This is a genomic window from Shewanella glacialimarina (genome assembly GCF_020511155.1).
Taxonomy (GTDB): domain Bacteria; phylum Pseudomonadota; class Gammaproteobacteria; order Enterobacterales; family Shewanellaceae; genus Shewanella; species Shewanella glacialimarina.
In genome coordinates, this window is sequence record NZ_CP041216.1 from 1,908,939 (window position 1) to 1,931,851 (window position 22,913).

Sequence of the window (22,913 nt, forward strand, 5' to 3'; positions counted from 1 at the left end):
CAACAAAGCCTGATTTAGTAAATTTTGTGATTAAGCTGGCAATTTTGCTTGCCACTTTACGTAAACGTAAAGTATTTTAGGGGTGCGTGTTAAATTGAGTGTCGTTGGTGCTTAAATTATGTCCGGCGAATGCGTGATAACAATAAGATAGGAAGTGTTATGACTGATGAAGTAGTTGAGCAGGTTGCAACACCCGCTGTAGATCAAGAAGCATTAAGACAAGATTGGGTAAAAACACAATTTCAAAAAGCCAATCGTTTTTTAGCTGAAAAGGGTGTGCTACCAAATAAAGTGTATACAGAAGAAAGTCGTTACCTTGCACCTTATTTAGCGATCTGGAAGATGGATTCTAAACAACCGACTAAACAAACCTTTTGGGTGATGTCTGGTGATTTACCTACAGATTATGTCGATGTGAAAGTGGCTAAAACAGCCCGTGAAGCAATGCGTCACTTTTCAATGATGTGGCAGCTCAAAGCTGAAAATTTACATAAATCTGGTGCAACGCGTGATCAGACCCAGCTTAAATTTGCTAATTTATTGGTAACTCGTGCAGAAAGTCTATACAGAATGCATGAAGATGAAAAGCTTTGGTCTTAAGCTCTGAACGTAAGCAATGCTCGTAAATTTTAGTCGCTTATATTGACTGGATTCATAGATTAAAAAAGGCACATTGAGTGCCTTTTTTTATTTTATTCAAATGAGATAAAACATTACTCAGCTAGGTAATACAGACCCTGATTTATCAGCTCAACTAATAGTTCTGCAATCGCTAAATTGTCGAACATTATTGCAGCAAGTTCATTGTCTAAATTAACAGTATTAGCAAAGCTGACAAGTTCTGCTTCGGTAACATTTTCAAGTGCAAACACTTCACCATTAATAAACAAGCGGCTAATATTATCATTTTCTAAACGTAATACTTTTAAGCCGCCAATGCGCAATATGCTGGCGCCATCTTCAATGACTTGTTGTAATTCTTCTAAATCAAGCGGCTCTTCACCTTCACAAATATCAAGCTCAAAACGATTTTGACTTAATAGCTTACCTAACATGGTTTGATACTTTTCTGGTTGGGTAGCCAGCTCAGCTAATAGCTGCATAATCCCTTGTTGTTGTTCTTGACTCACTATTCCTGGTTCTAGGGCTTCTGAGTCTGAGGTGAAACGCTGGTGGCCACTGTTGTTATCAATCAGTGAATCCGCTAGCTGAGTTAGCAACTCTTGTTGGCTTGGTGCCCTGAAACCTATTGAATAGCTTATGGCTAAAGATAAGGTTTCACCGCAATGTGGGTATCCAGGTGGGATATATAACACATCACCTTTTTTCAATACCACGTCGATAATCGGCTCAAAATCTTCTACTAATGGTGAGTTTTCGTCACCACCGCGACGTCTATGATCGCCTTTATTACCGACTTTCCAGCGACGTTCACCTTCACCTTGAATAATAAACACATCATAATTATCTATGTGTGGTCCGACTCCGCCTAATGGGGTCGCAAAGGACACCATTAAATCATCAAAACGCCAATCAGGTAAAAAGCGGAAAGCATCAACTAATGGTTGCGAGTCTGGATACCAATGGTTAACGGCCTGAACTAACAGTTGCCAGTGTGTCTCACCATAAGCATCATAATCTTCAAATGGACCTTGAATAACGTTCCATTGATTCTGGTTTGCTTCAGTGACCACAATACGTGATGAAATTTCTTCTTCACAAGCAAGACCAGCTAATTCATCTGCGGCAATAGGGTCAACAAAGTCCTCGAAGGCTTGTGTTAATACCACTGGGGTTTGTTGCCAGTGCTTTTTTATGAATGCTTGGGTGTCAAAAGTTAATTGATACATGGTCTTACTCTCTGTTCGGTGTGAAAGCATTATAAAAGAAAAGCGGCAACTCGAATATCGAACTGCCGCTAGATTCAGTGAGGTTAATACACCTCAGCTGACGTCTTATTTTAGTTCGTCAACAAAGGCTTCTGCACGGCCAATGTAATTAGCTGGGGTCATTTTCTTAAGTTCGATTTTTACTTCAGCGGGAAGCTCAAGTCCATCGATAAATACCGCTAATTGTTGTGCATCTATGCGTTTACCGCGGGTTAATTCTTTTAGCTTCTCATATGGCTTTTCAATGCCATAACGACGCATAACGGTTTGCACTGGCTCAGCAAGTACTTCCCAGTTAACATCTAATTCTGCACGAAGATGCGCTTCGTTTACTTCTAGCTTGCTAATGCCTTTTAACGTGGCTTGATATGCAATCAATGAATGTGCAATACCCACACCTAAGTTACGTAATACCGTTGAGTCGGTAAGGTCGCGCTGCCAGCGAGAAACCGGTAATTTGGCCGCTAAGTGTTGCATTAATGCATTGGCGATGCCTAAGTTACCTTCAGAGTTTTCAAAGTCGATAGGGTTAACTTTATGTGGCATGGTTGAAGAACCAATTTCACCAGCAATGGTACGTTGTTTGAAGTGGCCTAATGCCACATAGCCCCAAATGTCACGATCGAAATCGATTAAAATGGTGTTAAATCGCGCGATAGCGTCAAATAGCTCTGCGATATAATCATGTGGTTCAATTTGAGTGGTGTAAGCATTCCAGTGAATGCCTAAACTGGTCACAAAACGTTGTGACAATGCATGCCAATCTACTTCTGGGTATGCTGATAGGTGGGCGTTATAGTTACCTACCGCGCCATTAATCTTACCCATAATTTCTACGGCTTTAATTTGCTTCAATTGACGCTCTAAACGGACAACCACGTTAGCCATTTCTTTACCTAAGGTAGAAGGTGAGGCTGGTTGTCCATGGGTACGCGACATTAAAGGCACGGTTTTATTGTCATGGGCTAACTTTTTAATCGCATCGATAATTTGCTGGCACTGTGGCACAAGGACTAATTCACGTGCTTCTTTTAACATTAACCCATGTGACAGGTTGTTGATGTCTTCAGATGTACAAGCAAAGTGAACAAATTCATCTATTGCGACTAATTCAGCATTGTCAGCAATTTGTTCTTTAATGAAGTATTCAACGGCTTTGACATCATGGTTAGTGGTGCTTTCGATAGCTTTAACACGTAATGCATCTTGCTCACTGAAGTTATCTTTGATGCTGTCTAATAAAGCCAGTGCTGTTTCACTGAACGGTGGCACTTCTTCAATGTCAGGACAGCTAGATAACAATTTTAACCAGTTGATCTCAACTTGTACGCGGTACTTAGTAAGACCGAACTCGCTGAAAATCCCTCTTAATGAGGCGGTTTTACTACCATAACGACCGTCTACCGGCGAGATTGCAGTCAGTGCAGAAAGATCCATTTGAAGCTCCTTGATGAACTTTTATATTGTAGGGTGATTCGAATTATTTATTTTGCTGGCTGCTGACAGCCATATCAAATATTGCTTTACGAGCAAACACTAAGTGGCGACGTTTGCCGCCTAATTGACGCCACAGTACCGCGCTGCGCATAGCTGATAATAATAGTGAGCGAATTTTATGCTGCACATGTGTTTGCTTTAAAAATGCAGGATTACCCGAAATTTGTAATTTAGGGCCAAGGGCGCTAATCACATCGCTGTAAATACTGGCAAAATTAGCCAATACTTGTTCATCGGTAATCGCAAAATGGTGAAGTTGGCGATGCACTTGACTTATACGTTCAGCAAGCATGCCTAAGCCGTTAGGTGAGCGAGATAGCTTACGCTCTAATGCCAATACACCAACCAGATAACGCGTAGTTTCAACGTCTTTATTGCTGCCGTCACCTAGTTGGTTTTGAATAAGCTGATAGCCTTTATCCAATAAATCCTTATCAGGATACACATCGGTAATGCCATCAGGATTAGTCACCAAAATAGTATTAAGGCTTGCCGCTAGGGCTTGCTCGTCACTCTCACCATGGCGGGCGATATATTGTACTTGCCCGATGGCCTGTAAAATGCCTGCAAAAGCCATAGTGCGTTCATATAATATATTGTCAGTCACTGTGCGGCTTACCTATCCCTTAATTAAATTATCAATGATGCCGCCGCCTAAGCATACTTCACCATCATAAAATACTGCTGATTGCCCAGGTGTAACAGCGGCAACAGGTTCATCAAAAATGACTTCGATAGTGTCATTGTTGATGTGTTTGATTTTGCAGTTAACATCACGTTGACGATAACGAGTTTTTACGCTGATACTGCTTGCATCAGCAGGACCTTTACGATCTACCCAATCTAACTGATTCACTATCATGCCAACAGACATTAACCGTGGATGATGACCACCTTGGCCAACCACAAGCACATTGCGGTCTAAGTCTTTATCAACCACATACCAAGGGTCGTCATTGCTATTTTTTAAGCCGCCAATCCCCAAACCTTTACGTTGACCTAAAGTGTGGTACATCAAGCCCTGGTGAGTACCAATGACTTCACCTTCAGCTGTTTCAATGCTACCTGGTAATGCAGGAAGATAAGTGGCTAAAAAGTCAGTGAATTTACGTTCGCCGATAAAACAAATACCTGTACTGTCTTTTTTGTCATGGGTGATTAAGCCCATTTCTTTAGCAATATCACGTACCTGGTGTTTTTCTAGCTCGCCGACAGGGAATAAGCTGCGTGCGACTTGCTCATGGCTGAGCGTGTATAAAAAATAGCTTTGATCTTTATTACCATCAACACCACGTAGCATTTGGGTAGTACCGTCGGCATTGTCACGTCGGCGGACATAATGACCCATAGCGATGTAATCAGCGTCTAAAATTTCATCAGCGAATTCTAAAAACGCTTTGAATTTGATTTCTTTGTTGCACATGATATCGGGGTTAGGTGTACGGCCAGCCTTATACTCGGCTAAAAAGTACTCAAAAACATTATCCCAATATTCAGCGGCAAAGTTGACAGTATGTAATTTAATACCTAGCTTGTCGCAAACCGATTGTGCATCTTTAAGATCATCACTGGCAGCACAATATTCATCGGTGTCATCTTCTTCCCAGTTTTTCATAAATAGACCTTCAACCTCATAGCCTTGCTGCATAAGCAGATAAGCTGAAACTGAAGAGTCCACACCGCCGGACATGCCAACGATGACTTTTTTACCATTAGTGGGTGTGATTGATGTCATAGATCCTATAAACCGTTCAGTGTATCAATGAAACGCCCTTTTAGGGCATTGCAAAAAGGGAAATTGTGTAAATTCTGCGGCGCATATTCTATCACGCATTAGCCTTTGGGGCTATCTTGAAGCTGGTTTTGTGTGTTTCATGTATACCGCGTTCAAAAGTAGTCTGCATTCAGCACATCTAGCGGGTAATGTTGGCCTTGTTGGTCTAAAAAATCATCGATAGATTTAAGCACCAATGGGCTGCGCATTTGCGTCGATTTTGAATTTATTTCATCGCGTGTAAACCAGTGGGTAGCAGTAATTGCGCTGTCTTGTGGAATAGCAGTGACCTGCACAGGTAGCTCAACGCAAAAACTAAATCTAACAAATGCGACATCATTGGCGGCGGTAAATTGATAAATGCCGACTAACCCAGATGGGGTGATATTAAGGCCTGTTTCTTCCAGTACTTCACGTTTGCAGGCGGCTATAATGGTCTCGTTAGCTTCTAGATGTCCAGCAGGCTGGTTATAACGTATTTGTCCATCAATCCATTCTTCAACCAATAAAAACTTACCACTACAATGAATGACTGTAGCCACTGTGGTGTTAGGTTTATATCGCTGGCTCATAAATTTCTCTTAAATTTCTCTTAAATTGATCACGACTGTAATAACAATAAGCCTAGTTTATACGCCGCTTTATTGCCGTTCTTTACTGCTTGCTGGCAGTACCGAAAATTCACCACTTTGAAGATCATCCAAACACCATTGACCTATTTTATAACGGATTAATCTAAGTGTAGGGTGACCGACATGTGCCGTCATACGCCTTACCTGGCGATTTTTTCCTTCGCATATTTGAATTTCTAACCAGCTGGTCTGGATAGCTTTGCGCTCTCTTACTGGAGGTGTGCGTGGCCAAACATCAGGTGTTGGCATTAAACGTACCTTGGCAGGTAAGGTCTTACCGTCTTTTAATTCAACGCCTAATTGAAGCGCGGTTATCGCATCTTGGGTAGGCTCGCCTTCAACTTGTACCCAATAGGTTTTAAATGTTTTCTGGTTTGGCTGGGTAATTTTTGCCTGTAATTGGCCATCATTAGTGAGTAGTAATAATCCTTCACTGTCTCTATCTAAGCGTCCCGCGGCATAAACATCGGCTATGGGGATAAAATCTTTTAAGGTCTGCCTGCCCGCTTCGTCGGTAAACTGGCAAAGTACATCAAAGGGTTTATTAAACAACACAATGACTGGGTTTGACGGCCTTGGCTTTACTTTACCCGAGTGAGGTGAAGTAGGAGATGGTTTTTTATATGTTTGTTTTTTATCAGCAAAAAAATTTGAAGCAGATTTAGATGCTTTACTGTTAAACGGTTTTTTAGTCGATTGTTTATTTGCGGGAAGCGCCATAATGGGAACTGAAAGCCTTTGTGTGTTTATGCAATTGTCTCAATTTAGCCCAAAGTAAAGTCGGCTATTGAAAACCAAGGGTTAACTTAAGTTTAATCAGCATTAAAACAGTAAAATAAAATGAACAGCAACAAGTTTACTGCTTATTCGCCATAAGTGGAATTTGAATATTATTCAGAATGCTCTATGATGTTGGCCTGAAAATTGTGATCTGCACCTAATTTTTTTAAAAAATGGGTTTACTGTACCAGTGACAATTGATTTTTCGATATGATTTTTGACGATGAAAGCTCAACGTTTGCTAGAAGCAGGAAACTGATTTTTCATTGCTTGTTATCTAAAGCAATGCAGCAAGTACTAATAATAATAAAAAATGGGATAGGGGATTTCGCCAGCGTTGGAACAAAAACACAGGTTAGCGATGCACATTTAATGGGTACTCACTAATAGGGTGTATTGGCTCAACTTCATTTCATCAATGTATACAGATTATACTTGCATGATGACATAAGCGTGAAATCGACTTTATATCCGCACCAAAATATTCTAATAAATTATTAATTTACAATAATGTAGGAAAAACCATGAAAGATAACTCTCCAACGATTATTTATACTGAAACCGATGAAGCACCAGCATTAGCGACACTTTCTCTGTTACCTATTATTCGTACCTTTACTAATGCCGCAGGCGTTAAAGTTGAAACACGTGACATTTCCTTATCTGGTCGTGTGCTTGCTAACTTCCCTGAAAATTTAACAGCAGATCAGAAAATTGCTGATGCATTAACGGAGTTAGGTGAATTAGCTAACCAACCTGAAGCTAACATCATTAAATTACCTAACGTCAGCGCGTCAGTGCCACAGTTAAAAGCCTGTATTGCAGAGCTTCAAGCTAAAGGGTATGACATCCCAAATTATCCGGATGAGCCTAAAACGGCTGCTGAGAAAGACATTCAGACACGTTATGACAAAATTAAAGGTAGTGCAGTAAACCCTGTATTACGTGAAGGCAATTCTGATCGTCGTGCGCCAACGTCTGTGAAAAACTACGCCAAGAAAAACCCACATTCAATGGGTAAATGGGCGAGTGATTCTAAGTCACACGTTGCTCATATGAACGAAGGCGATTTTTACGGTAGCGAATTATCAGTGACATTAACCGCTGCGGATAAAGTGAGTATCGTATTAGCTAAAGCCGATGGCAGCGAGCAAGTATTAAAATCAGGTTTAGCATTATTAGCTGACGAAGTGATTGATACTGCAGTAATGAGTAAGAAAGCGTTAATTGAATTCTATACCCATGAAATTGAAGCAGCTAAATCAGAAGATATTTTATTATCGCTTCATTTGAAAGCGACAATGATGAAAGTATCTGACCCAATTTTATTTGGTCACGCCGTTAAAGTATTCTTTAAAGCGGTATTTGATAAGCACAGTGCTTTATTTGCTGAGTTAGGCGTTGATGTTAACAATGGTTTTGGCGACGTATATGCCAAAATTAAATCTTTACCAGATGCACAACGTGCCGAAGTAGAAGCGGATATTGCAGCAGTTTATGCAGTACGTCCAGCATTAGCTATGGTTGATTCTGATAAAGGTATCACCAACCTACATGTGCCAAGTGACATCATTATTGATGCTTCTATGCCTGCTGCTATTCGCTCTTCTGGTCAAATGTGGGGCCCAGATGGTCAATTGAAAGACACTAAAGCGATGATCCCAGATCGTTGTTATGCAGGTGTTTATCAAGAGACTATCGCATTCTGTAAAGCCAATGGGGCATTCAATCCAACGACAATGGGTAGCGTACCTAACGTAGGTTTGATGGCACAAAAAGCAGAAGAATACGGTAGCCACGACAAAACATTTGAAATCACTGCTGCTGGTACCGTTAAGGTTATCAATCAAGCGGGTGAGGTAATAATGAGCCACGCGGTTGAAGCGGGCGATATTTACCGTATGTGCCAAGTGAAAGATGCCCCAATCCGTGACTGGGTAAAACTTGCTGTTAAGCGTTCACGTTTAAGTAATACACCAGCGGTATTTTGGCTAGACAGCAACCGTGCTCACGATGCTGAGATCATCAAAAAAGTGAATACCTATTTAGCTGACAGTGACACTGCTGGGTTAGATATCCGTATTATGTCACCAGTTGATGCTACACGTTTCACATTAGATCGCATCATTAAAGGTGAAGATACTATTTCTGTTACCGGTAACGTATTACGTGACTACTTAACAGATTTGTTCCCAATTCTTGAATTAGGCACAAGTGCAAAAATGCTATCTATCGTGCCATTAATGAACGGTGGTGGCTTATTCGAAACCGGTGCAGGTGGTTCAGCGCCTAAGCACGTGCAACAAGTTGAAAAAGAAAACCACTTACGTTGGGATTCTTTAGGTGAGTTCTTAGCACTTGCAGCTTCACTTGAGCACCTAAGTCAAACAACGGGTAATGCAGAAGCACAGGTACTTGCTGATGCGTTAGATGTTGCTATTGGTCAGTTCCTTGATTGTAATAAGTCTCCTTCACGTAGAGTGGGCGAGTTAGACAACCGCGGTTCTCATTTCTATTTAGCAATGTATTGGGCACAAGCCCTTGCAGCGCAAACGACCAATACAGTACTTGCGGCTAAGTTTACTCAATTAGCGGCAGACTTACTGTCAAATGAGGCGGTTATTGTTGCTGAACTTAATGAAGCTCAAGGTCCTGCGGTAGATTTAGGCGGATATTACCGTTTAGACGCAGCTAAAGCAGAACAAGCAATGCGTCCAAGTAAAACATTAAATAGTTTAATTTTGGCGTAAGCCCTTATTTAAACTTATAAAAAACGCGCCTAATTGGGCGCGTTTTTGTTTTATTAAATTTATTTACTATAAATAAAAAAGACAGGGATTAAAATCCCTGTCTTTTTGCTTTATAGTTCCATCCAACTAATTAGTTGGTGAAATGGCTGAAGCATGCATCCCTTTTGGGCCTGCTTCTATTTCAAAAGAAACTGGTTGCCCCGCTTTAAGCGTTCGGTAACCTTCCATTTCTATAGTTGAATAATGCGCAAATACATCTTCGCCACCCTGATCTGGGCAAATAAACCCGAATCCTTTGGCGTTGTTGAACCATTTAACAGTTCCGCTTGCCATACTTCCACTTCCTTCTTATGTCTACTTACCAGTAAGATAGTAAAACTTATTATTCAGCGGTCTTTAAACGCCGCCTGATAAACAGAATGAAATTTGTACGAAAAGAAGTCAAGCAGAAATTAACAAAAAGACAACATTAAATTAATTTATTATTATCATGTGGTCGGTATTGAAATGAGAGGCTAGTATTAAAGCATGGCTAAAATAGGCAGCATTGAAAAAGTTGAAGAAAAAGTTGAATCAGACATTCAAAGACCCAATCTCTATAAGGTAGTCTTAAATAATGATGATTACACGCCAATGGATTTTGTCGTTGAAGTGTTACAACGTTTCTTTGATAAGAATGAACAGCAGGCAGTTGATATCATGTTAGCTATTCATCACCAAGGAAAAGGGCTCTGTGGTGTTTTTCCATTCGGCATTGCTGAAACTAAAGTGTTACAAGTAAATCAGTTTGCAAGAGAAAACCAACATCCGTTACTGTGTAGTTTAGAGAAAGAATAGTGTAGCTTAAGACATAATAATCTTACTCTGCAGTTTGTGGTTAATTTGAGGGGGTGCTTATGCTGAACAAAGACTTAGAAGTCACCTTGAACCTAGCGTTTCAGCAAGCTAGAGATTCGCGTCATGAGTACATGACGGTAGAACATTTATTATTAGCGCTATTAGACAACCCCGCAGCTTATGAGGCGTTGATTGCTTGTGGGGCTGACATTAATAAACTCCGTGAAGAAGTGCATAATTTTATTCAACAAACCACGCCAATTATTGCAGATAGTGCAGATGAAAAAGAAACCCAACCAACATTGGGTTTTCAGCGTGTTTTGCAACGAGCGGTATTTCATGTGCAATCATCTGGGCGTAATGAAGTCACCGGAGCCAATGTTTTGGTTGCCATTTTTAGTGAGCAAGAGTCACAGGCGGTGTATTTATTACGTCGTTGTGAAATTACTCGCCTAGATGTGGTTAATTACATTTCCCACGGTTTTTCAAAAGATGAAGAAAAAGCCGATGATGGCGGCAGTGAACATTCAGAAGATCAATCTGATTCAACTGAAGATCGCAGCATGTTGTCGCAATTTGCGGCCAACCTAAATCAGTTATCAATAGACGGGGTTATTGACCCACTCATTGGCCGCGATGCAGAAGTTGAACGTGCGGTACAAACTTTATGTCGTCGCCGCAAAAACAATCCCTTGTTAGTGGGTGAGGCTGGTGTCGGTAAAACTGCTATTGCCGAAGGGTTAGCCTACCGTATTGTCAATAAGCAAGTGCCTGAAGTGATGGCAAATGCCACTGTGTATTCATTAGACATGGGCTCATTGTTAGCGGGTACCAAATACCGTGGTGATTTTGAGAAACGTTTTAAAAGCTTGCTCAAAGAGCTAGCCGCAGATGAACATGCCATTTTATTTATCGATGAAATTCATACCATTATTGGCGCTGGTGCAGCCTCTGGTGGCGTCATGGATGCCTCTAATTTACTGAAGCCACTATTGTCTAGTGGCAAATTACGTTGCATGGGCTCAACCACGTTCCAGGAATATCAAAGTATTTTTGAGAAAGACCGTGCATTGGCGCGTCGTTTCCAAAAAATTGACGTTAATGAGCCTTCCGTTGCTGAAACCACCAAAATTTTGATGGGATTAAAGTCTAAATACGAAGAATATCATGGTGTGCGTTATACCCATGCGGCGATCAGCAGCGCGGCTATTTTGTCAGCAAAGCACATCAATGATCGTCACTTGCCAGATAAAGCGATTGACGTGATTGATGAAGCGGGTGCGCGGATGGTTATGATGCCTCCAAGCAAACGCAAAAAAACAATCGGCCAAGCTGAAATTGAAGCTATTATCGCAAAACTTGCGCGAATTCCTGAAAAGTCTGTATCGTCGTCTGACAAGGACTTGCTTAAAAACCTTGAGCGCAACCTCAAGATGGTAGTTTTCGGCCAAGATAAGGCAATTGAGAGCTTATCAGCGGCGATCCGCCTCTCACGCAGCGGTTTAGGCAGTGATAAAAAGCCTGTGGGTAGTTTCTTATTTGCTGGTCCTACCGGGGTGGGTAAAACCGAAGTGACTAATCAATTAGCCGCTGCGTTAAGCTTAAAGCTAATTCGCTTTGACATGTCTGAATACATGGAACGTCACGCGGTCTCACGCTTGATAGGCGCACCTCCAGGCTATGTCGGTTATGATCAAGGTGGTCAATTGACCGATGCCGTGATTAAAAACCCACATTGTGTGGTGTTATTAGACGAAATTGAAAAAGCGCATCCTGAAGTATATAACTTGTTACTACAGGTTATGGATCACGGTACCTTAACCGATAACAATGGCCGTAAAGCTGATTTTCGCAATGTCACATTAGTGATGACAACCAACGCGGGCGTGCAAGAAACCATTCGTAAATCGATTGGTTTTCAGCAGCAAGATCATACCCAAGATGCGCTTGCTGAAATCAATAAAGTGTTTACACCGGAGTTTCGTAACCGTTTAGATTCGATTGTGTGGTTTAACCATTTAGACTTAACAGTTATTGCAAAAGTGGTGGACAAGTTCTTAGTCGAACTTCAAGCTCAGCTAGATGATAAGCGTGTTACGTTAGAGGTCAGTGATGAAGCGCGTACTTTACTTGCCGAGAAAGGTTACGATAGAGACATGGGAGCTCGTCCAATGAGCCGTGTGGTCACTGAATTGATTAAACGTCCTTTAGCGGATGAAATCCTATTTGGCAAGCTTGAAGCTGGTGGCATTGCGCATGTTGATGTTAAAGACGGTGAGATCTATATTGAATGTGAAACACTTGAAAAAGTATCTTAATATGTCGATATAATGAGTTTTATAAAAAGATGGCAACTGCCATCTTTTTTTATGGCTTTATAATGATACGAGCTTGCTGATTTGGTTTTTGTTAAGTAAAAATTGCACCAGAATACCAATCAGCTTTATCCCTACACTATCGTAAAAGTGACTATAAAAAAACCGACACAAGAGTCGGTTTTTTTCATACGAAAACTATAATCATTAACGTGCGCGGAAGACGATACGTCCTTTAGATAAATCATAAGGAGTCAACTGAACAGTGACTTTATCACCCGTTAAAATACGGATGTAGTTTTTGCGCATTTTGCCAGAAATGTGGGCTATCACCACATGTCCATTTTCAAGCTCTACGCGGAACATTGTGTTGGGCAAGGTCTCAAGGATAGTCCCTTGCATTTCAATGTTGTCTTCTTTCGCCATTAATAAATTATCCCATTAGCCTTCAAATATGAAAATCGGGCGTATCATGCCGCAAAAACGCCTTGCTGTAAAGGCCGTTAACAAGATAACGGCTTAACTTGCTCTTCATTTTGCCAACCGTCAGCAGTTAATATTTGGTAAGGGCGATATTGGCGCTTATAAGACATTTTACGATTTTCATCGATTTGATAACCCAAATAGATGAAGTGTTTACCTAGGGATTTTGCCAGCTGGCACTGGATTAAAATCATCAAAGAACCTAATGAATTTTTTTCATAGTCTGGATCAAAATAACTGTAAATTGCCGATAAGCTGTGGGCAAGATTATCTGTGACAGCAACGCCAATCAATTTATCTTGATCGTAGAGTTCTATAAAGGTTGATGGTAGCCAATCACACAATAAAAAATCATCAAATTGAGCCTGTGAAGGTGGGTACATCGGCCCGTCGTGATGACGTGCACTTATGTAGCGGTCATACAATGCATAATGAGCAGGAGTGCTGCTTTCAACCACTTTCCAATGCAGGTGTTGATTTGTTTTCAAGGTGCGTTTTTGACGTTTTGACAACATAAATGTTTGCACGGGTACACGGATAGACTGACATGCCTGGCAGGCAGGACAACGCGGTTTATAAATCGCATTCCCATTACGTCTAAAGCCCATTGCGAGTAATTGTTCAAACAATTGCCCATCAAGATGAGACTCTTGAATAACCAGTAGTTGCTCTTGATTACCAACGATATAGCTGCAATCAAAAGGTTTACTAATTCCTACTGTGACAGATTTAGAATTCAAATTTTACCTCTTGCTTGAGCCATATGTTAGGTGAAACATCTTGTTCTCTATTTTGTCTTAAAGTCGTCAAAAATGACGTTCTATTAACTGCCTCTGCGCCTAAATTAATCAAGTGTGGGTTAACTAATTGAGCGTCAATAAGCGCAAAATCATGCTTTGCCAAATGTTGATTTAACATGGTAAATGCTGCTTTTGATGCATTGGTTTGCCGATGAAACATCGATTCACCGCAAAACACCTTACCTATTGGGATACCATATAGGCCACCAATTAGCCGATCTTCCTCCCATACTTCAAACGAATGGGCGAACCCTTGCAAGTGTAACTCGTAATAAGCCATTTGGATTTCTGGGGTGATCCAGGTGCCATTTTGATCGGCTCGAGGCTGCGCGCATCCAGCCATCACATCCAAAAAAGCATGATTGATGGTGTATCGCCAAGGTACTTTTTTAAGATATTTTTTTAAACTTTTACTGCCAAAATTCATTTTAGGAGTAAATACTGCTCTTGGATTAGGTGACCACCATAATATTGGATCATTTACGTTAAACCAGGGGAAAATACCATGATAATACGCCTCCAATAATCTTGCTGGAGATAAATCACCCCCTACAGCTAATAAGCCGTTAGGTTCAGCTAAGGCCTGTTCTGGAGGGGGAAAATTAATTAACTCATTTAAATAAGACAGTGATTTCACAATTGATTATAGTTAGCATATAGACCTTACTTATTAAGTTAACGGAAAAAGCGTATGTTGAACATCTCAGCGAGTAAATTATCTAGTTTTTTACTGTTAATATTTCTGTTCGGCAGCGTAAATTCGCCAGTATTGGCAGCTTACGACAGAAACCAAGCTGTACCCGTAGAAAAAGTACTCTATGGTTATATCGAATCGGTTAAAAATATTACCGAGAAACAACTGGTCGCCGATAAAAACCAAGGGTGGCGAACTTTTGGTGGTGCGCTTATTGGCGGGGTTATTGGTCATCAATTTGGTGGTGGATCCGGACAAGATGTTGCCACAGTACTTGGGGCACTATTAGGTGGTGGAATTGCGAACCAATATGGTAGTCAAGAATATTATCTTGAGTACAAGTTAGTTGAAATGATGATTAAACAAGAAGACGGTACTCAAGTGATGATCATTCAAGACTTAGATCCTGGAATGGTGTTTAAAGCCGGAGATGAAGTCAGAGTGGTTTACTTACAGGGTTATGTTCGAGTTGATGTGGCGATGTAACTTTAGCAATGTAATCTATTTAAACATATCACGTTTAGAAATAACAAAGGCGCATAAAGCGCCTTTATTGTTGGAATTTAAATCAATTTAAAAACCACGCGGTAAGGTATTTTTACCTTTGGCATTTTCAAGTTTTGCACGCCATAGCTCTTTTGGGCTTAAGCCTGAACCTTCACTCGCTTGGGCTGATTTAACTGTCGTAGAAGAGGTTTTTTTAGCGGCAGCTGGTTTTGCTTTTGTCACGGTGGCTTTTTTAGCTGCGGATTTTGTTGCCGCCTTCGTGACGATTTGTGAACCACTATCCATTGCTGTTAGCATTGATTCTAGCTCACTAAAACGAACTGATTTTCCGCCATCAATTTTATACCAACTTCCAGATTGTTCGATGTTAACTGCAGTACCTGACTGTTTTTCTAATGCAGCCTGCAATGAACTAATAACGTCTTCCTTTGATAATGTTGTCATAATTTAACCTATTTTTAGCTAACTTACTTTTTTGGTTTCAGCTAATTTTATAGGTTAAATGACACAAAAGTCCAATTTAGGGTATTTTTTATGTTAAACAGTATTTGTTATTGTTGGTACTTTAGGTGTTGTTTTGTCTGTTTGAACCACGACTTTTAACAATGATAAGTCCCCAAAATAACACCTCGAATAATATTCCTAAACCTATAAAAGCGGCAATGCCAGATGAAAATCCCATTACATAACAGGCTAACGTAGCCAAAATGCAGAGCATTAATATCCAAAATCGTGATAAATGTTTCATATACCGTCCCTGACACCATTGAAAAATATTAATTCATCTTAGTCTTAAGCATTAAGGTACTCAAATGAATCATTTTTCATGCTTTTTACAGGGTGTCACTTGATTAGCAGATACTGTAAAATAATATGATTAACCCAGCATCAATAATGGATTACTACCATGAGTCATAACGAAATAGATCGTCATTCTTTGTCAACTTACTTAAATGAGTTTTTGAATGTCGCAAAATTTAAAGATTATGCGCCAAACGGATTACAAGTACAGGGCAAAAATGCTATTCGCACAATTGTGACTGGGGTGACAGCCTGCCAACCGTTAATAGAACAAGCCATTGCTTTGAACGCCGATGCTATTTTGGTTCACCATGGCTTTTTTTGGAAAAATGAGCCTGAAGTATTAACTGGAATGAAATACAAACGCATTAAAGCACTCATGGATAATAACATTAACTTATTTGGCTATCATCTTCCGCTAGATGCTCATCATGGTGTCGGTAATAATGTGCAACTTGCACAGCAACTAGGTATTTTAAATCCAACTGTTTATGAAGATGTTCCGCAAGATTTATTATGGCATGGTCATTTAATGCAAACCATGAGTGCCAGCGAGTTCAATGCTCACATAAGTCAGGTGTTGAAAAGACCAGCGCTACATATTGGCGATAGCAGTAAACCTATTAATACCCTTGCCTGGTGTACTGGTGGGGCGCAAGACTATATTGATTATGCCGTTAAGATGGGTGTAGATGCATTTATCAGTGGTGAGGTGTCAGAGCGAACTTACCACAGTGCAATGGAGCAAAATATTCATTATTTTGCAGCAGGCCACCACGCAACTGAGCGTTATGGTATTCAGGCTTTAGGTCAGCATTTAGCGGATAAGTTTGGCTTAACTCATCATTTTGTCGATGTGGTTAATCCGGTTTGATTGAGGATGTTTCAAGCAAAAGCCCAGAAGTTTCTGGGCTTTTTTATTGAAAAATTTGATCCGTTAATTTGATTCGGTAGTTAAATTAAAAATTATCTCAGTGGTTATGGCAAAGTATTTGTGTCTTTACTTGGTTTGCCACATGCCTTTTTTATCCTGATAGATATGGCCTGTATTAGCCGCTTCAATGGCTTTTTCTGCGGCGAGTTTGGCTACGCTGGCAGTACTGAGACCATTCTTTTGAGCTATACGTTGATAATGTTGTAAACGCTTAGCATTAATATCAGTGACTAATGCCTCAACCTCGGCAGAGCTTGTTATTACCGCCAGGTAACCGTTAATTTGTTCACCCACAAGTGCATTATTTTTAGCATCCTGTAACGTCATCGCCGATGCATTGAAACTGAGCAGTAAGCTAACTAATAGGGCGGGTAAGGTATATTTCATATTAAATTCCTATTAAAATAGCTGCTCGTTTTCTAATAAATTATCGAGTTCTTTATCCACTTTTATTCTAATATCATGCTCAATTTTAACGTTTAAATTGATCACAATAGGCTTATCTGATGGCTCAATTCTAACCGTGGGCGTACAGGCTGAAACTAAGCTGATTAACATCAAAGTTGAAGCAAACAGGGCGGCAAGTTTCACAGTGTCTTCCTTATTTAACGGACTTCTCTATATTCGATTGTAGCTGATTACCAATTTGGGTGCTGCGGTACAATTGAATCAAATTTTCTTCATGGGTGTAGTTAAGATGAATTGGCCGAGCAATATCCAGGCTTTTACCTTTAATGGCAACATTAATTTGTGCATCGCCATTAGAGCGCATTGCAAATTTACCCGATAACTGACGATAGTTTAAATGTTCTAAAGCACCGAAGACTAAGTTCAGATAAGGCTGCGATTGTTTTAATTGTTCAATGGCTTCATTATTATCCACTTTAATTAGGCCACCAGGTTGTCGTGCGGCTATATGTCCATCTGAGATAGTCAGTTCACCGTTGATAAATTCGGCGGGTAAAACGCCATCAAACAAGCCATCAGCATACACACCCACTTGCGGTTGCTGCTCAAGCAATTGTTCAAGGCTTAAGCCTTGTAACAGTAAATAGCCATGGGATTTATCATGCAGTTTGAATACAAACTCTGGCACAAGAAATTGGCCCCCCAAAGCATCACCTCTAAGGGTCATTTTGATATCTGTTTCACTCAGTCCTGTTAGCTTTTGTAACCAATTATTCAGTGGCTTAGTAGGATCCATGTTGAGTTCAATATTAGCTTGTAAATTCAAATTGCTAAACAGTAATCCTGCACGGCCTTTTGCGATATTAATGTTGGTTTCAGGGCATGTTAGCTGACTTGTTGATATTGAATCTTCAATGTGTTGTTGCCAATTAAATTGGCATTGAGTATTGATCCAAGAGTCTGAAATATAATAGTCGATATAATCAAGGTTTAAATCGGTCAGCTGAGGTTGAATTAACATTTCAAAATATTGGATTCCATCCTGCTCTCTCATTGAATAGCTGCTCGCTACCTTAACCCGACCTGCGATGTTTAAACCTGGTGCAATAGGCTGATTTTTACCTATGGTAGGTAATGCTTGGCTAATATCGGTTTCTAGCAGCCATTGTCCTGCTAGCGATTGAGATTTAGGCTGAAAGAAGTGTTGGCTGGTGGCATTGATATTATCAAATTGCCATTGTTCTTGGCTTTGAATTAAGCCTTTATCTACAGATGTTTGCTGTTTTAAACTGACATTATCTAAATTAAGTAACGTCTGTTTTCGCTGTTTTGGGAGTGTCTGGCTGAGTTTGATATGATCTAATTGACTACTAATTTGATATTGACTGCTTTGCGCAAGGAATTGATCAATAAGGCTGTTTGTTGTGTTTACTTGCCATGTAAAATGAGTTGATGGCAGCCAATCAAATTGAGCACTCTTAGCAGAAAATGATTGCCTTTTACCCATGGAATCGACTGCTACAGCGTTAACTTTTTGCAGTTCAAGCTGCAATGGGGCTAACGTTAGCTGAGTATAACCTGCTGTCCATTCAAGCGTACTTTGTTGTTGAAATTGAATACTCATTTCTGTGCTAGTTAAGCTTTTTGAGCTCGTTTGGGCGATGGTCGATTCTAATGCTGAGTTATTTTTATTCACATATAACTGAGACATTAAAATTTGGCTTGAAGGCATAATAATGAGCTTATCAGTAAAGTCTTTATTTAGCGTATGTTGTTCACTGTTATTATGCCTATTTAATAAACGTTCAAATTCTGCTTCTAAGGTTACGCGTGCTTTTGATAAGGCGAATTCATTAAAGGGTAATGTTAGCGCTAAGGGTGACTCGGTTAATGGCGTAAATAGCTTTACCATATCAACTGCTTGAGTGATGTCTAATTCAACAGAAGGGGTGATATGGATTTCGCCTAAATCATTGACCAGAACATCAGTTAGGCGAAAGGTGTTGTCGATAATACCGCCTGAGACACTGGCAATAATTTCAGGTGTGAAAAAACTGACTGGCACTACAGTGCTAGTATTATCATTTGAATCTTCATTTGAATCTTCATTTGTTTCTAATGCCGCTAAAGGTAACCACAATAAACTTGGTTTGGGCACTGATACCAATAAACCAATCTGGCTAGTGGCGTCGTGCGAGTCAACTTTTAGACCTTCAATAAACACATTAAGTTGAGACGCGATATCAAGGGGAAATAATTTACTCAGAAGTTGATTCAGTTGGGGCTTATTAAGACTGAACTGTTGTTCAAATGGTGCTATATCGATTTTGGCTGCAAAAATATTTTGCACACTTTGGTTTATACCAGCAGGAACAGGTTGTTGTTTAACATCCACTTCTATTTTAAAGTCATCAGGTACATTAAATGCTAAGTGTTCAAATTTTTGTGACTCAACTTTGAGTGCGCTGAAATGATTAACCGAATAAATTTCATTATTGGTTAAGTTAATTTGGGTATCGGCATGCCAATTACCATCAATATCAATTTGATATTGATTAAGAGGAGCTAAAATAGTGGCTAATTGTTGTTGGGTTTCAACAATCATACTGTATTTTTCCTGCTCACTTCTCTTAGCTTTAAGCGTGGTAATAGCGGCCGTTAGATAGTCTGATAATGCATTTAATCCCAGCTGACTTTGTTTGAGATTCAATTTGGTGGATAACTGTAATTGTGTGGGCATTATTTGCGCATTAACGTTAAATAATTCATTGTCATCGAATCGCCACAGGGTAGATAAAGCGCCTTGTGGGTTAAGAGTAAATGTATCCATTTTTAAACTGTGGCGAAAATGAGTCACAACACCATTAGCCATGGTTAATTCAGGTCCGGCAGCGGGCAAAGCGGGTAAGCGAATTATCGTTTCACCTAAATCAATGTCGGGGATGTGGTTAAATACTAATTGCCATGCTGCACTGGACTCGGTTTGTTGCTGAGTTTGACGGTTAAAAAAGCTAGCGCCTAAATCAACATAAACGCTTTTACTACTCAACTTAACAATGTCACTGGGATCGAGTTGTTGTTTTTTTGCTATGGCAAGGGTATCTGTTAGGGTGAGTTCAAAACCTTGTATGGAAATGTAACTGTCTTCTATTTGTAAGATAAGCCGAGGAATGCGCAGTTGGTTTATCGATACTAACTGTGTGTCTAAGTTCAGTACTTGAATATCATAGGGTGATAACAGTTTGTTGAGCACCTTGACACTGATAGGGTGAATATTTTGGCTGACATACCAAGTTGCACCGATAATCATCAGCAGTAAAAGTAGTAATATTCGCTTAACGGTGAATATGCCTTTAATCATTAACACTTCAAGAAGTTAAATAAAAAGCCAGCGTATCAAACTCTGGCTTAAAAGTAATGTTATCTATTGTTGAATTAATGCAGAATTAACCGTTTAAACCCAGCGAATATGAGTTGTTAGGGTATGGGTTTCGCCGGGAGATAAGGTCACCTTGTCATCTAATACATTGGCGGCTTCTAAACATACCATAGTGAGGTAGTCATCTGCTTTAAAACGAGAAAGGCGAGTCGACTTTTCTATCCACGGATTCCACAATACTGCCGATTGGCTGTTCTCTCGGCTAACTTCGATAATCCCAGTTGGCGTGTGTAAGTGCTGAACTGGCGATAAATCCGTGTACACTCGATCTGTTTCTTTATCAAAGTTCACTTTATCATTGGGTTGTTGATAAGGACCTTCACCAAATTCAATATACTTGGAACCGTCAAAACCTGTGGCTGACAGTTGATGAATATCATTAATAGGTAAATAGGTATGGAGTGCTTGGGTTAAACTGACAGGATAGTTAGCATTATTTTTATTAACGATACTGACGGATAAAGTATCACTTAGAGTAAATAGCACTTTAACTTCGGTATCATGTGGCCAATATTGGCGGTCTTGTTCTGTGAGCTTTAGGCTAAATATCAAATCCACTATTTCATCGTGCATATTGATAGAGTCAAGACTCCAAAGCCGAGTACGGGCAAAACCGTGTTGAGGAAATCCGCCATTGCCACTCATACCAAACCATGGCCAACAAACGGGTATACCGCCGCGGATCCCATTACCTACTTGATAATCGTCTGCTGCTGATACCCATAATAATGGTGCTTTGCCAGTCGGGGTGAACTGGTCAATTTGTGCCCCTTGAAGAAAGATCCGTGCTTGGCATAAATCGGTACTGACCTCGACATAATCAAGACCATTTTGATGTTTTTTGGTGGTCACTGAACCCATAATACATTTCCTTGTGTTCAACTTCGTGGTGTTTTAAGGCTGTGTAGTAAGTTAACGTTTTTTATTCAAAAAAGTAAGTTATTCAACTGTGGAAATTATCGCTTGATAAAATGCAATAAACGGTTGTTGGCAGGCATACTAAAGTCGTCAATTAAGATTAATTGCTGTGCTTTGGCTAATTCGAGTATCCATTCAATATCTCGTATTCCACTTGAGGGATCATTTTGTTTAAGCCACTGTTCAAAATTGGCATTACTGTCGCTGGTGAAATGGCCGTTATAGTTAAATGGCCCGTATATAAATACTTGGCTATTTACTTTAGTTACTTGTCCGACACCGACAAAAAAAGCTTCAACTAGCTTGCTACTCATAATGTGCAAGGTATTGGCAGTATAAATAGCATCAAATATTTGCTTAGGCCACTGCTGACTAACATCTAAGGCAATTGCTGCGGGTAAATTAATGATATTAGCGTGCGCAATACGGGCATTGATATGATTTAAGTTAACGACTTGGTCGCTGGCTTGCCAACAAATATGTGGTAATTGACGGGCAAAAAATACCGCATGTTGACCTGTGCCAGTTCCCACTTCCAATAAATGAAGTGGCTTAATTAACCGTGGCGCAATAATATCTAAAATGGGTTGTTTGTTGTTTTCACACGCTTGAGAAAAGGGTAAAAGCGCTAACTCAATCAAGATAAATTAACCTTATCCATAAGCAGTTGCTGCAACGCTATAACCGCTTGCGTGCGATTACGAACCCCGAGTTTACGAAAAATAGCCGTAGCATGGGCCTTAATGGTCGCTTCTGACACACCAAAGTCATAGGCAATCTGCTTATTTAATAATCCTTCGGCAAACATTTGTAATACTTTGTACTGCTGCGGGGTTAAATCAGATAAACGGCTGGCCATTTGGTCTGTCGGATCATCACTTACTGGTAAAATTTGGGTGCCAGCGGGCAACCAAATATCGCCATATAAAACGGCATTTAGGGCTTCTGCCAAGGTTTCCATTGATGACGATTTCGGGATAAAACCACTGCTACCATAATGTATGGCACGGCTAATGGTATTGATGTCTTCATGTGCGGAAATGACCACAACAGGAATATTAGGGTAATGACTGCGCAAATGGATAAGCGTCGAATACCCATGTGATCCCGGCATTTGTAAATCTAACAAAATAAGGTCAACAGGGACTTCGGTTGAGTCCATCAATTTTTGTAATGCTTCTGCGCTGTCAGCTTCAAACCATTGAGTGTTATTAAAAGCTAAGCTTAAAGCTTGTCGCAAGGCATTACGAAATAAGGGGTGGTCGTCGGCAATAATGATACTTAAATTTTCTAGCTTCATGGCTTTTATATTCGTTGTTGCGCTTGAAGATTAAATCAATGTAACAGAAAAGTTATCTGGTATTCCATTGCTTTGTGTCTAAATGAACCTACAACAGTGCAAAATTACAACAAAAGTAGACTTTGGTCTAATTAAATTGGCTATCTTAATCGGTT

At 40.1% G+C, this 22,913-nt stretch carries 24 protein-coding genes; 6 read left to right on the forward strand and 18 right to left on the reverse strand.

Going from position 1 to position 22,913, the window contains the following annotated elements; all coding sequences use genetic code 11:
- Window positions 1-159 precede the first annotated feature (159 nt).
- A complete protein-coding gene (locus tag FJ709_RS08215) occupies window positions 160-600 on the forward strand; it encodes a DUF4826 family protein (protein WP_226415333.1) in 441 nt (146 codons plus the stop codon).
- Window positions 601-713: 113 nt separating this feature from the next.
- On the opposite strand, the gene FJ709_RS08220 is transcribed toward FJ709_RS08215, so the two are convergent.
- The 6 genes from FJ709_RS08220 to FJ709_RS08245 all read right to left on the reverse strand — a co-directional run bounded on the left by FJ709_RS08220 (window position 714) and on the right by FJ709_RS08245 (window position 6,512).
- The gene (locus tag FJ709_RS08220) at window positions 714-1,850 is read right to left on the reverse strand and encodes a ribosomal protein uL16 3-hydroxylase (protein ID WP_226415335.1); all 1,137 of its coding nucleotides are present in this window, start codon (window positions 1,848-1,850) and stop codon (window positions 714-716) included.
- Window positions 1,851-1,955: 105 nt separating this feature from the next.
- On the reverse strand, window positions 1,956-3,326 hold the full coding sequence (gene purB / locus FJ709_RS08225) for an adenylosuccinate lyase (protein ID WP_226415337.1): 1,371 nt from the start codon (window positions 3,324-3,326) through the stop codon (window positions 1,956-1,958).
- A 43-nt stretch (window positions 3,327-3,369) separates the two neighbouring features.
- The gene (gene hflD / locus FJ709_RS08230; protein ID WP_264177966.1) at window positions 3,370-3,993 is read right to left on the reverse strand and encodes a high frequency lysogenization protein HflD; all 624 of its coding nucleotides are present in this window, start codon (window positions 3,991-3,993) and stop codon (window positions 3,370-3,372) included.
- A 12-nt stretch (window positions 3,994-4,005) separates the two neighbouring features.
- Complete coding sequence (mnmA, locus tag FJ709_RS08235; protein ID WP_226415339.1) at window positions 4,006-5,121, reverse strand: tRNA 2-thiouridine(34) synthase MnmA; 1,116 nt, start codon at window positions 5,119-5,121, stop codon at window positions 4,006-4,008.
- A gap of 152 nt (window positions 5,122-5,273) precedes the next feature.
- The gene (locus tag FJ709_RS08240) at window positions 5,274-5,732 is read right to left on the reverse strand and encodes an NUDIX hydrolase (RefSeq protein ID WP_226415341.1); all 459 of its coding nucleotides are present in this window, start codon (window positions 5,730-5,732) and stop codon (window positions 5,274-5,276) included.
- 69 nt (window positions 5,733-5,801) lie between these two features.
- On the reverse strand, window positions 5,802-6,512 hold the full coding sequence (locus tag FJ709_RS08245) for an rRNA large subunit pseudouridine synthase E (RefSeq protein ID WP_226415344.1): 711 nt from the start codon (window positions 6,510-6,512) through the stop codon (window positions 5,802-5,804).
- Between the two features lie 584 nt (window positions 6,513-7,096).
- On the opposite strand from FJ709_RS08245, the gene FJ709_RS08250 reads away from it, so the two are divergent.
- Window positions 7,097-9,322, forward strand: a complete 2,226-nt coding sequence (locus FJ709_RS08250) for an NADP-dependent isocitrate dehydrogenase (protein WP_226415346.1) — start codon at window positions 7,097-7,099, stop codon at window positions 9,320-9,322.
- A gap of 126 nt (window positions 9,323-9,448) precedes the next feature.
- On the opposite strand, the gene cspD is transcribed toward FJ709_RS08250, so the two are convergent.
- A complete protein-coding gene (cspD, locus tag FJ709_RS08255; protein ID WP_226415349.1) occupies window positions 9,449-9,655 on the reverse strand; it encodes a cold shock domain-containing protein CspD in 207 nt (68 codons plus the stop codon).
- A gap of 195 nt (window positions 9,656-9,850) precedes the next feature.
- Between cspD and clpS the strand changes: the two genes are divergently transcribed.
- On the forward strand, window positions 9,851-10,159 hold the full coding sequence (clpS, locus tag FJ709_RS08260) for an ATP-dependent Clp protease adapter ClpS (protein WP_226415351.1): 309 nt from the start codon (window positions 9,851-9,853) through the stop codon (window positions 10,157-10,159).
- Window positions 10,160-10,218: 59 nt separating this feature from the next.
- Complete coding sequence (gene clpA, locus FJ709_RS08265) at window positions 10,219-12,477, forward strand: ATP-dependent Clp protease ATP-binding subunit ClpA (RefSeq protein ID WP_226415354.1); 2,259 nt, start codon at window positions 10,219-10,221, stop codon at window positions 12,475-12,477.
- Window positions 12,478-12,681: 204 nt separating this feature from the next.
- Here clpA and infA read toward each other — a convergent pair whose 3' ends face one another.
- The 3 genes from infA to aat all read right to left on the reverse strand — a co-directional run bounded on the left by infA (window position 12,682) and on the right by aat (window position 14,394).
- On the reverse strand, window positions 12,682-12,900 hold the full coding sequence (gene infA, locus FJ709_RS08270) for a translation initiation factor IF-1 (protein ID WP_011496276.1): 219 nt from the start codon (window positions 12,898-12,900) through the stop codon (window positions 12,682-12,684).
- A gap of 77 nt (window positions 12,901-12,977) precedes the next feature.
- Entirely contained in the window at window positions 12,978-13,697 is a 720-nt protein-coding gene (locus tag FJ709_RS08275; RefSeq protein ID WP_226415357.1) for an arginyltransferase, read from the reverse strand.
- Window positions 13,687-14,394: a leucyl/phenylalanyl-tRNA--protein transferase gene (gene aat, locus FJ709_RS08280; RefSeq protein ID WP_226415360.1), complete on the reverse strand. Its 708-nt coding sequence runs from the start codon at window positions 14,392-14,394 to the stop codon at window positions 13,687-13,689. The genes FJ709_RS08275 and aat overlap by 11 nt, the downstream gene beginning before the upstream one ends.
- Window positions 14,395-14,448: 54 nt before the next feature.
- Here aat and FJ709_RS08285 point away from each other — a divergent pair, with 54 nt between their 5' ends.
- Window positions 14,449-14,937 carry an outer membrane lipoprotein gene (locus tag FJ709_RS08285; RefSeq protein WP_226415363.1) on the forward strand — a complete coding sequence of 163 codons (489 nt, stop codon included), beginning with the start codon at window positions 14,449-14,451 and terminating at the stop codon, window positions 14,935-14,937.
- 87 nt (window positions 14,938-15,024) lie between these two features.
- On the opposite strand, the gene FJ709_RS08290 is transcribed toward FJ709_RS08285, so the two are convergent.
- A complete protein-coding gene (locus tag FJ709_RS08290; protein WP_226415365.1) occupies window positions 15,025-15,402 on the reverse strand; it encodes a hypothetical protein in 378 nt (125 codons plus the stop codon).
- A gap of 121 nt (window positions 15,403-15,523) precedes the next feature.
- Window positions 15,524-15,706, reverse strand: a complete 183-nt coding sequence (locus FJ709_RS08295) for a DUF4407 domain-containing protein (protein ID WP_226415367.1) — start codon at window positions 15,704-15,706, stop codon at window positions 15,524-15,526.
- Between the two features lie 174 nt (window positions 15,707-15,880).
- Here FJ709_RS08295 and FJ709_RS08300 point away from each other — a divergent pair, with 174 nt between their 5' ends.
- Complete coding sequence (locus FJ709_RS08300) at window positions 15,881-16,633, forward strand: Nif3-like dinuclear metal center hexameric protein (RefSeq protein ID WP_319002919.1); 753 nt, start codon at window positions 15,881-15,883, stop codon at window positions 16,631-16,633.
- Window positions 16,634-16,759: 126 nt separating this feature from the next.
- Here FJ709_RS08300 and FJ709_RS08305 read toward each other — a convergent pair whose 3' ends face one another.
- The 6 genes from FJ709_RS08305 to FJ709_RS08330 all read right to left on the reverse strand — a co-directional run bounded on the left by FJ709_RS08305 (window position 16,760) and on the right by FJ709_RS08330 (window position 22,758).
- On the reverse strand, window positions 16,760-17,080 hold the full coding sequence (locus FJ709_RS08305) for a YdbL family protein (protein ID WP_226415371.1): 321 nt from the start codon (window positions 17,078-17,080) through the stop codon (window positions 16,760-16,762).
- A 12-nt stretch (window positions 17,081-17,092) separates the two neighbouring features.
- Entirely contained in the window at window positions 17,093-17,251 is a 159-nt protein-coding gene (locus FJ709_RS08310) for a YnbE family lipoprotein (RefSeq protein ID WP_226415897.1), read from the reverse strand.
- A 43-nt stretch (window positions 17,252-17,294) separates the two neighbouring features.
- A complete protein-coding gene (locus FJ709_RS08315) occupies window positions 17,295-20,462 on the reverse strand; it encodes a YdbH domain-containing protein (protein ID WP_226415373.1) in 3,168 nt (1,055 codons plus the stop codon).
- 93 nt (window positions 20,463-20,555) lie between these two features.
- Window positions 20,556-21,401 carry a D-hexose-6-phosphate mutarotase gene (locus FJ709_RS08320; protein WP_226415375.1) on the reverse strand — a complete coding sequence of 282 codons (846 nt, stop codon included), beginning with the start codon at window positions 21,399-21,401 and terminating at the stop codon, window positions 20,556-20,558.
- Window positions 21,402-21,496: 95 nt separating this feature from the next.
- The gene (locus tag FJ709_RS08325) at window positions 21,497-22,099 is read right to left on the reverse strand and encodes a DUF938 domain-containing protein (protein WP_319002907.1); all 603 of its coding nucleotides are present in this window, start codon (window positions 22,097-22,099) and stop codon (window positions 21,497-21,499) included.
- Window positions 22,096-22,758 (reverse strand): response regulator transcription factor, encoded by a 663-nt coding sequence (locus tag FJ709_RS08330; protein WP_226415377.1) that lies wholly within the window; start codon window positions 22,756-22,758, stop codon window positions 22,096-22,098. The genes FJ709_RS08325 and FJ709_RS08330 overlap by 4 nt, the downstream gene beginning before the upstream one ends.
- Window positions 22,759-22,913: the final 155 nt, after the last annotated feature.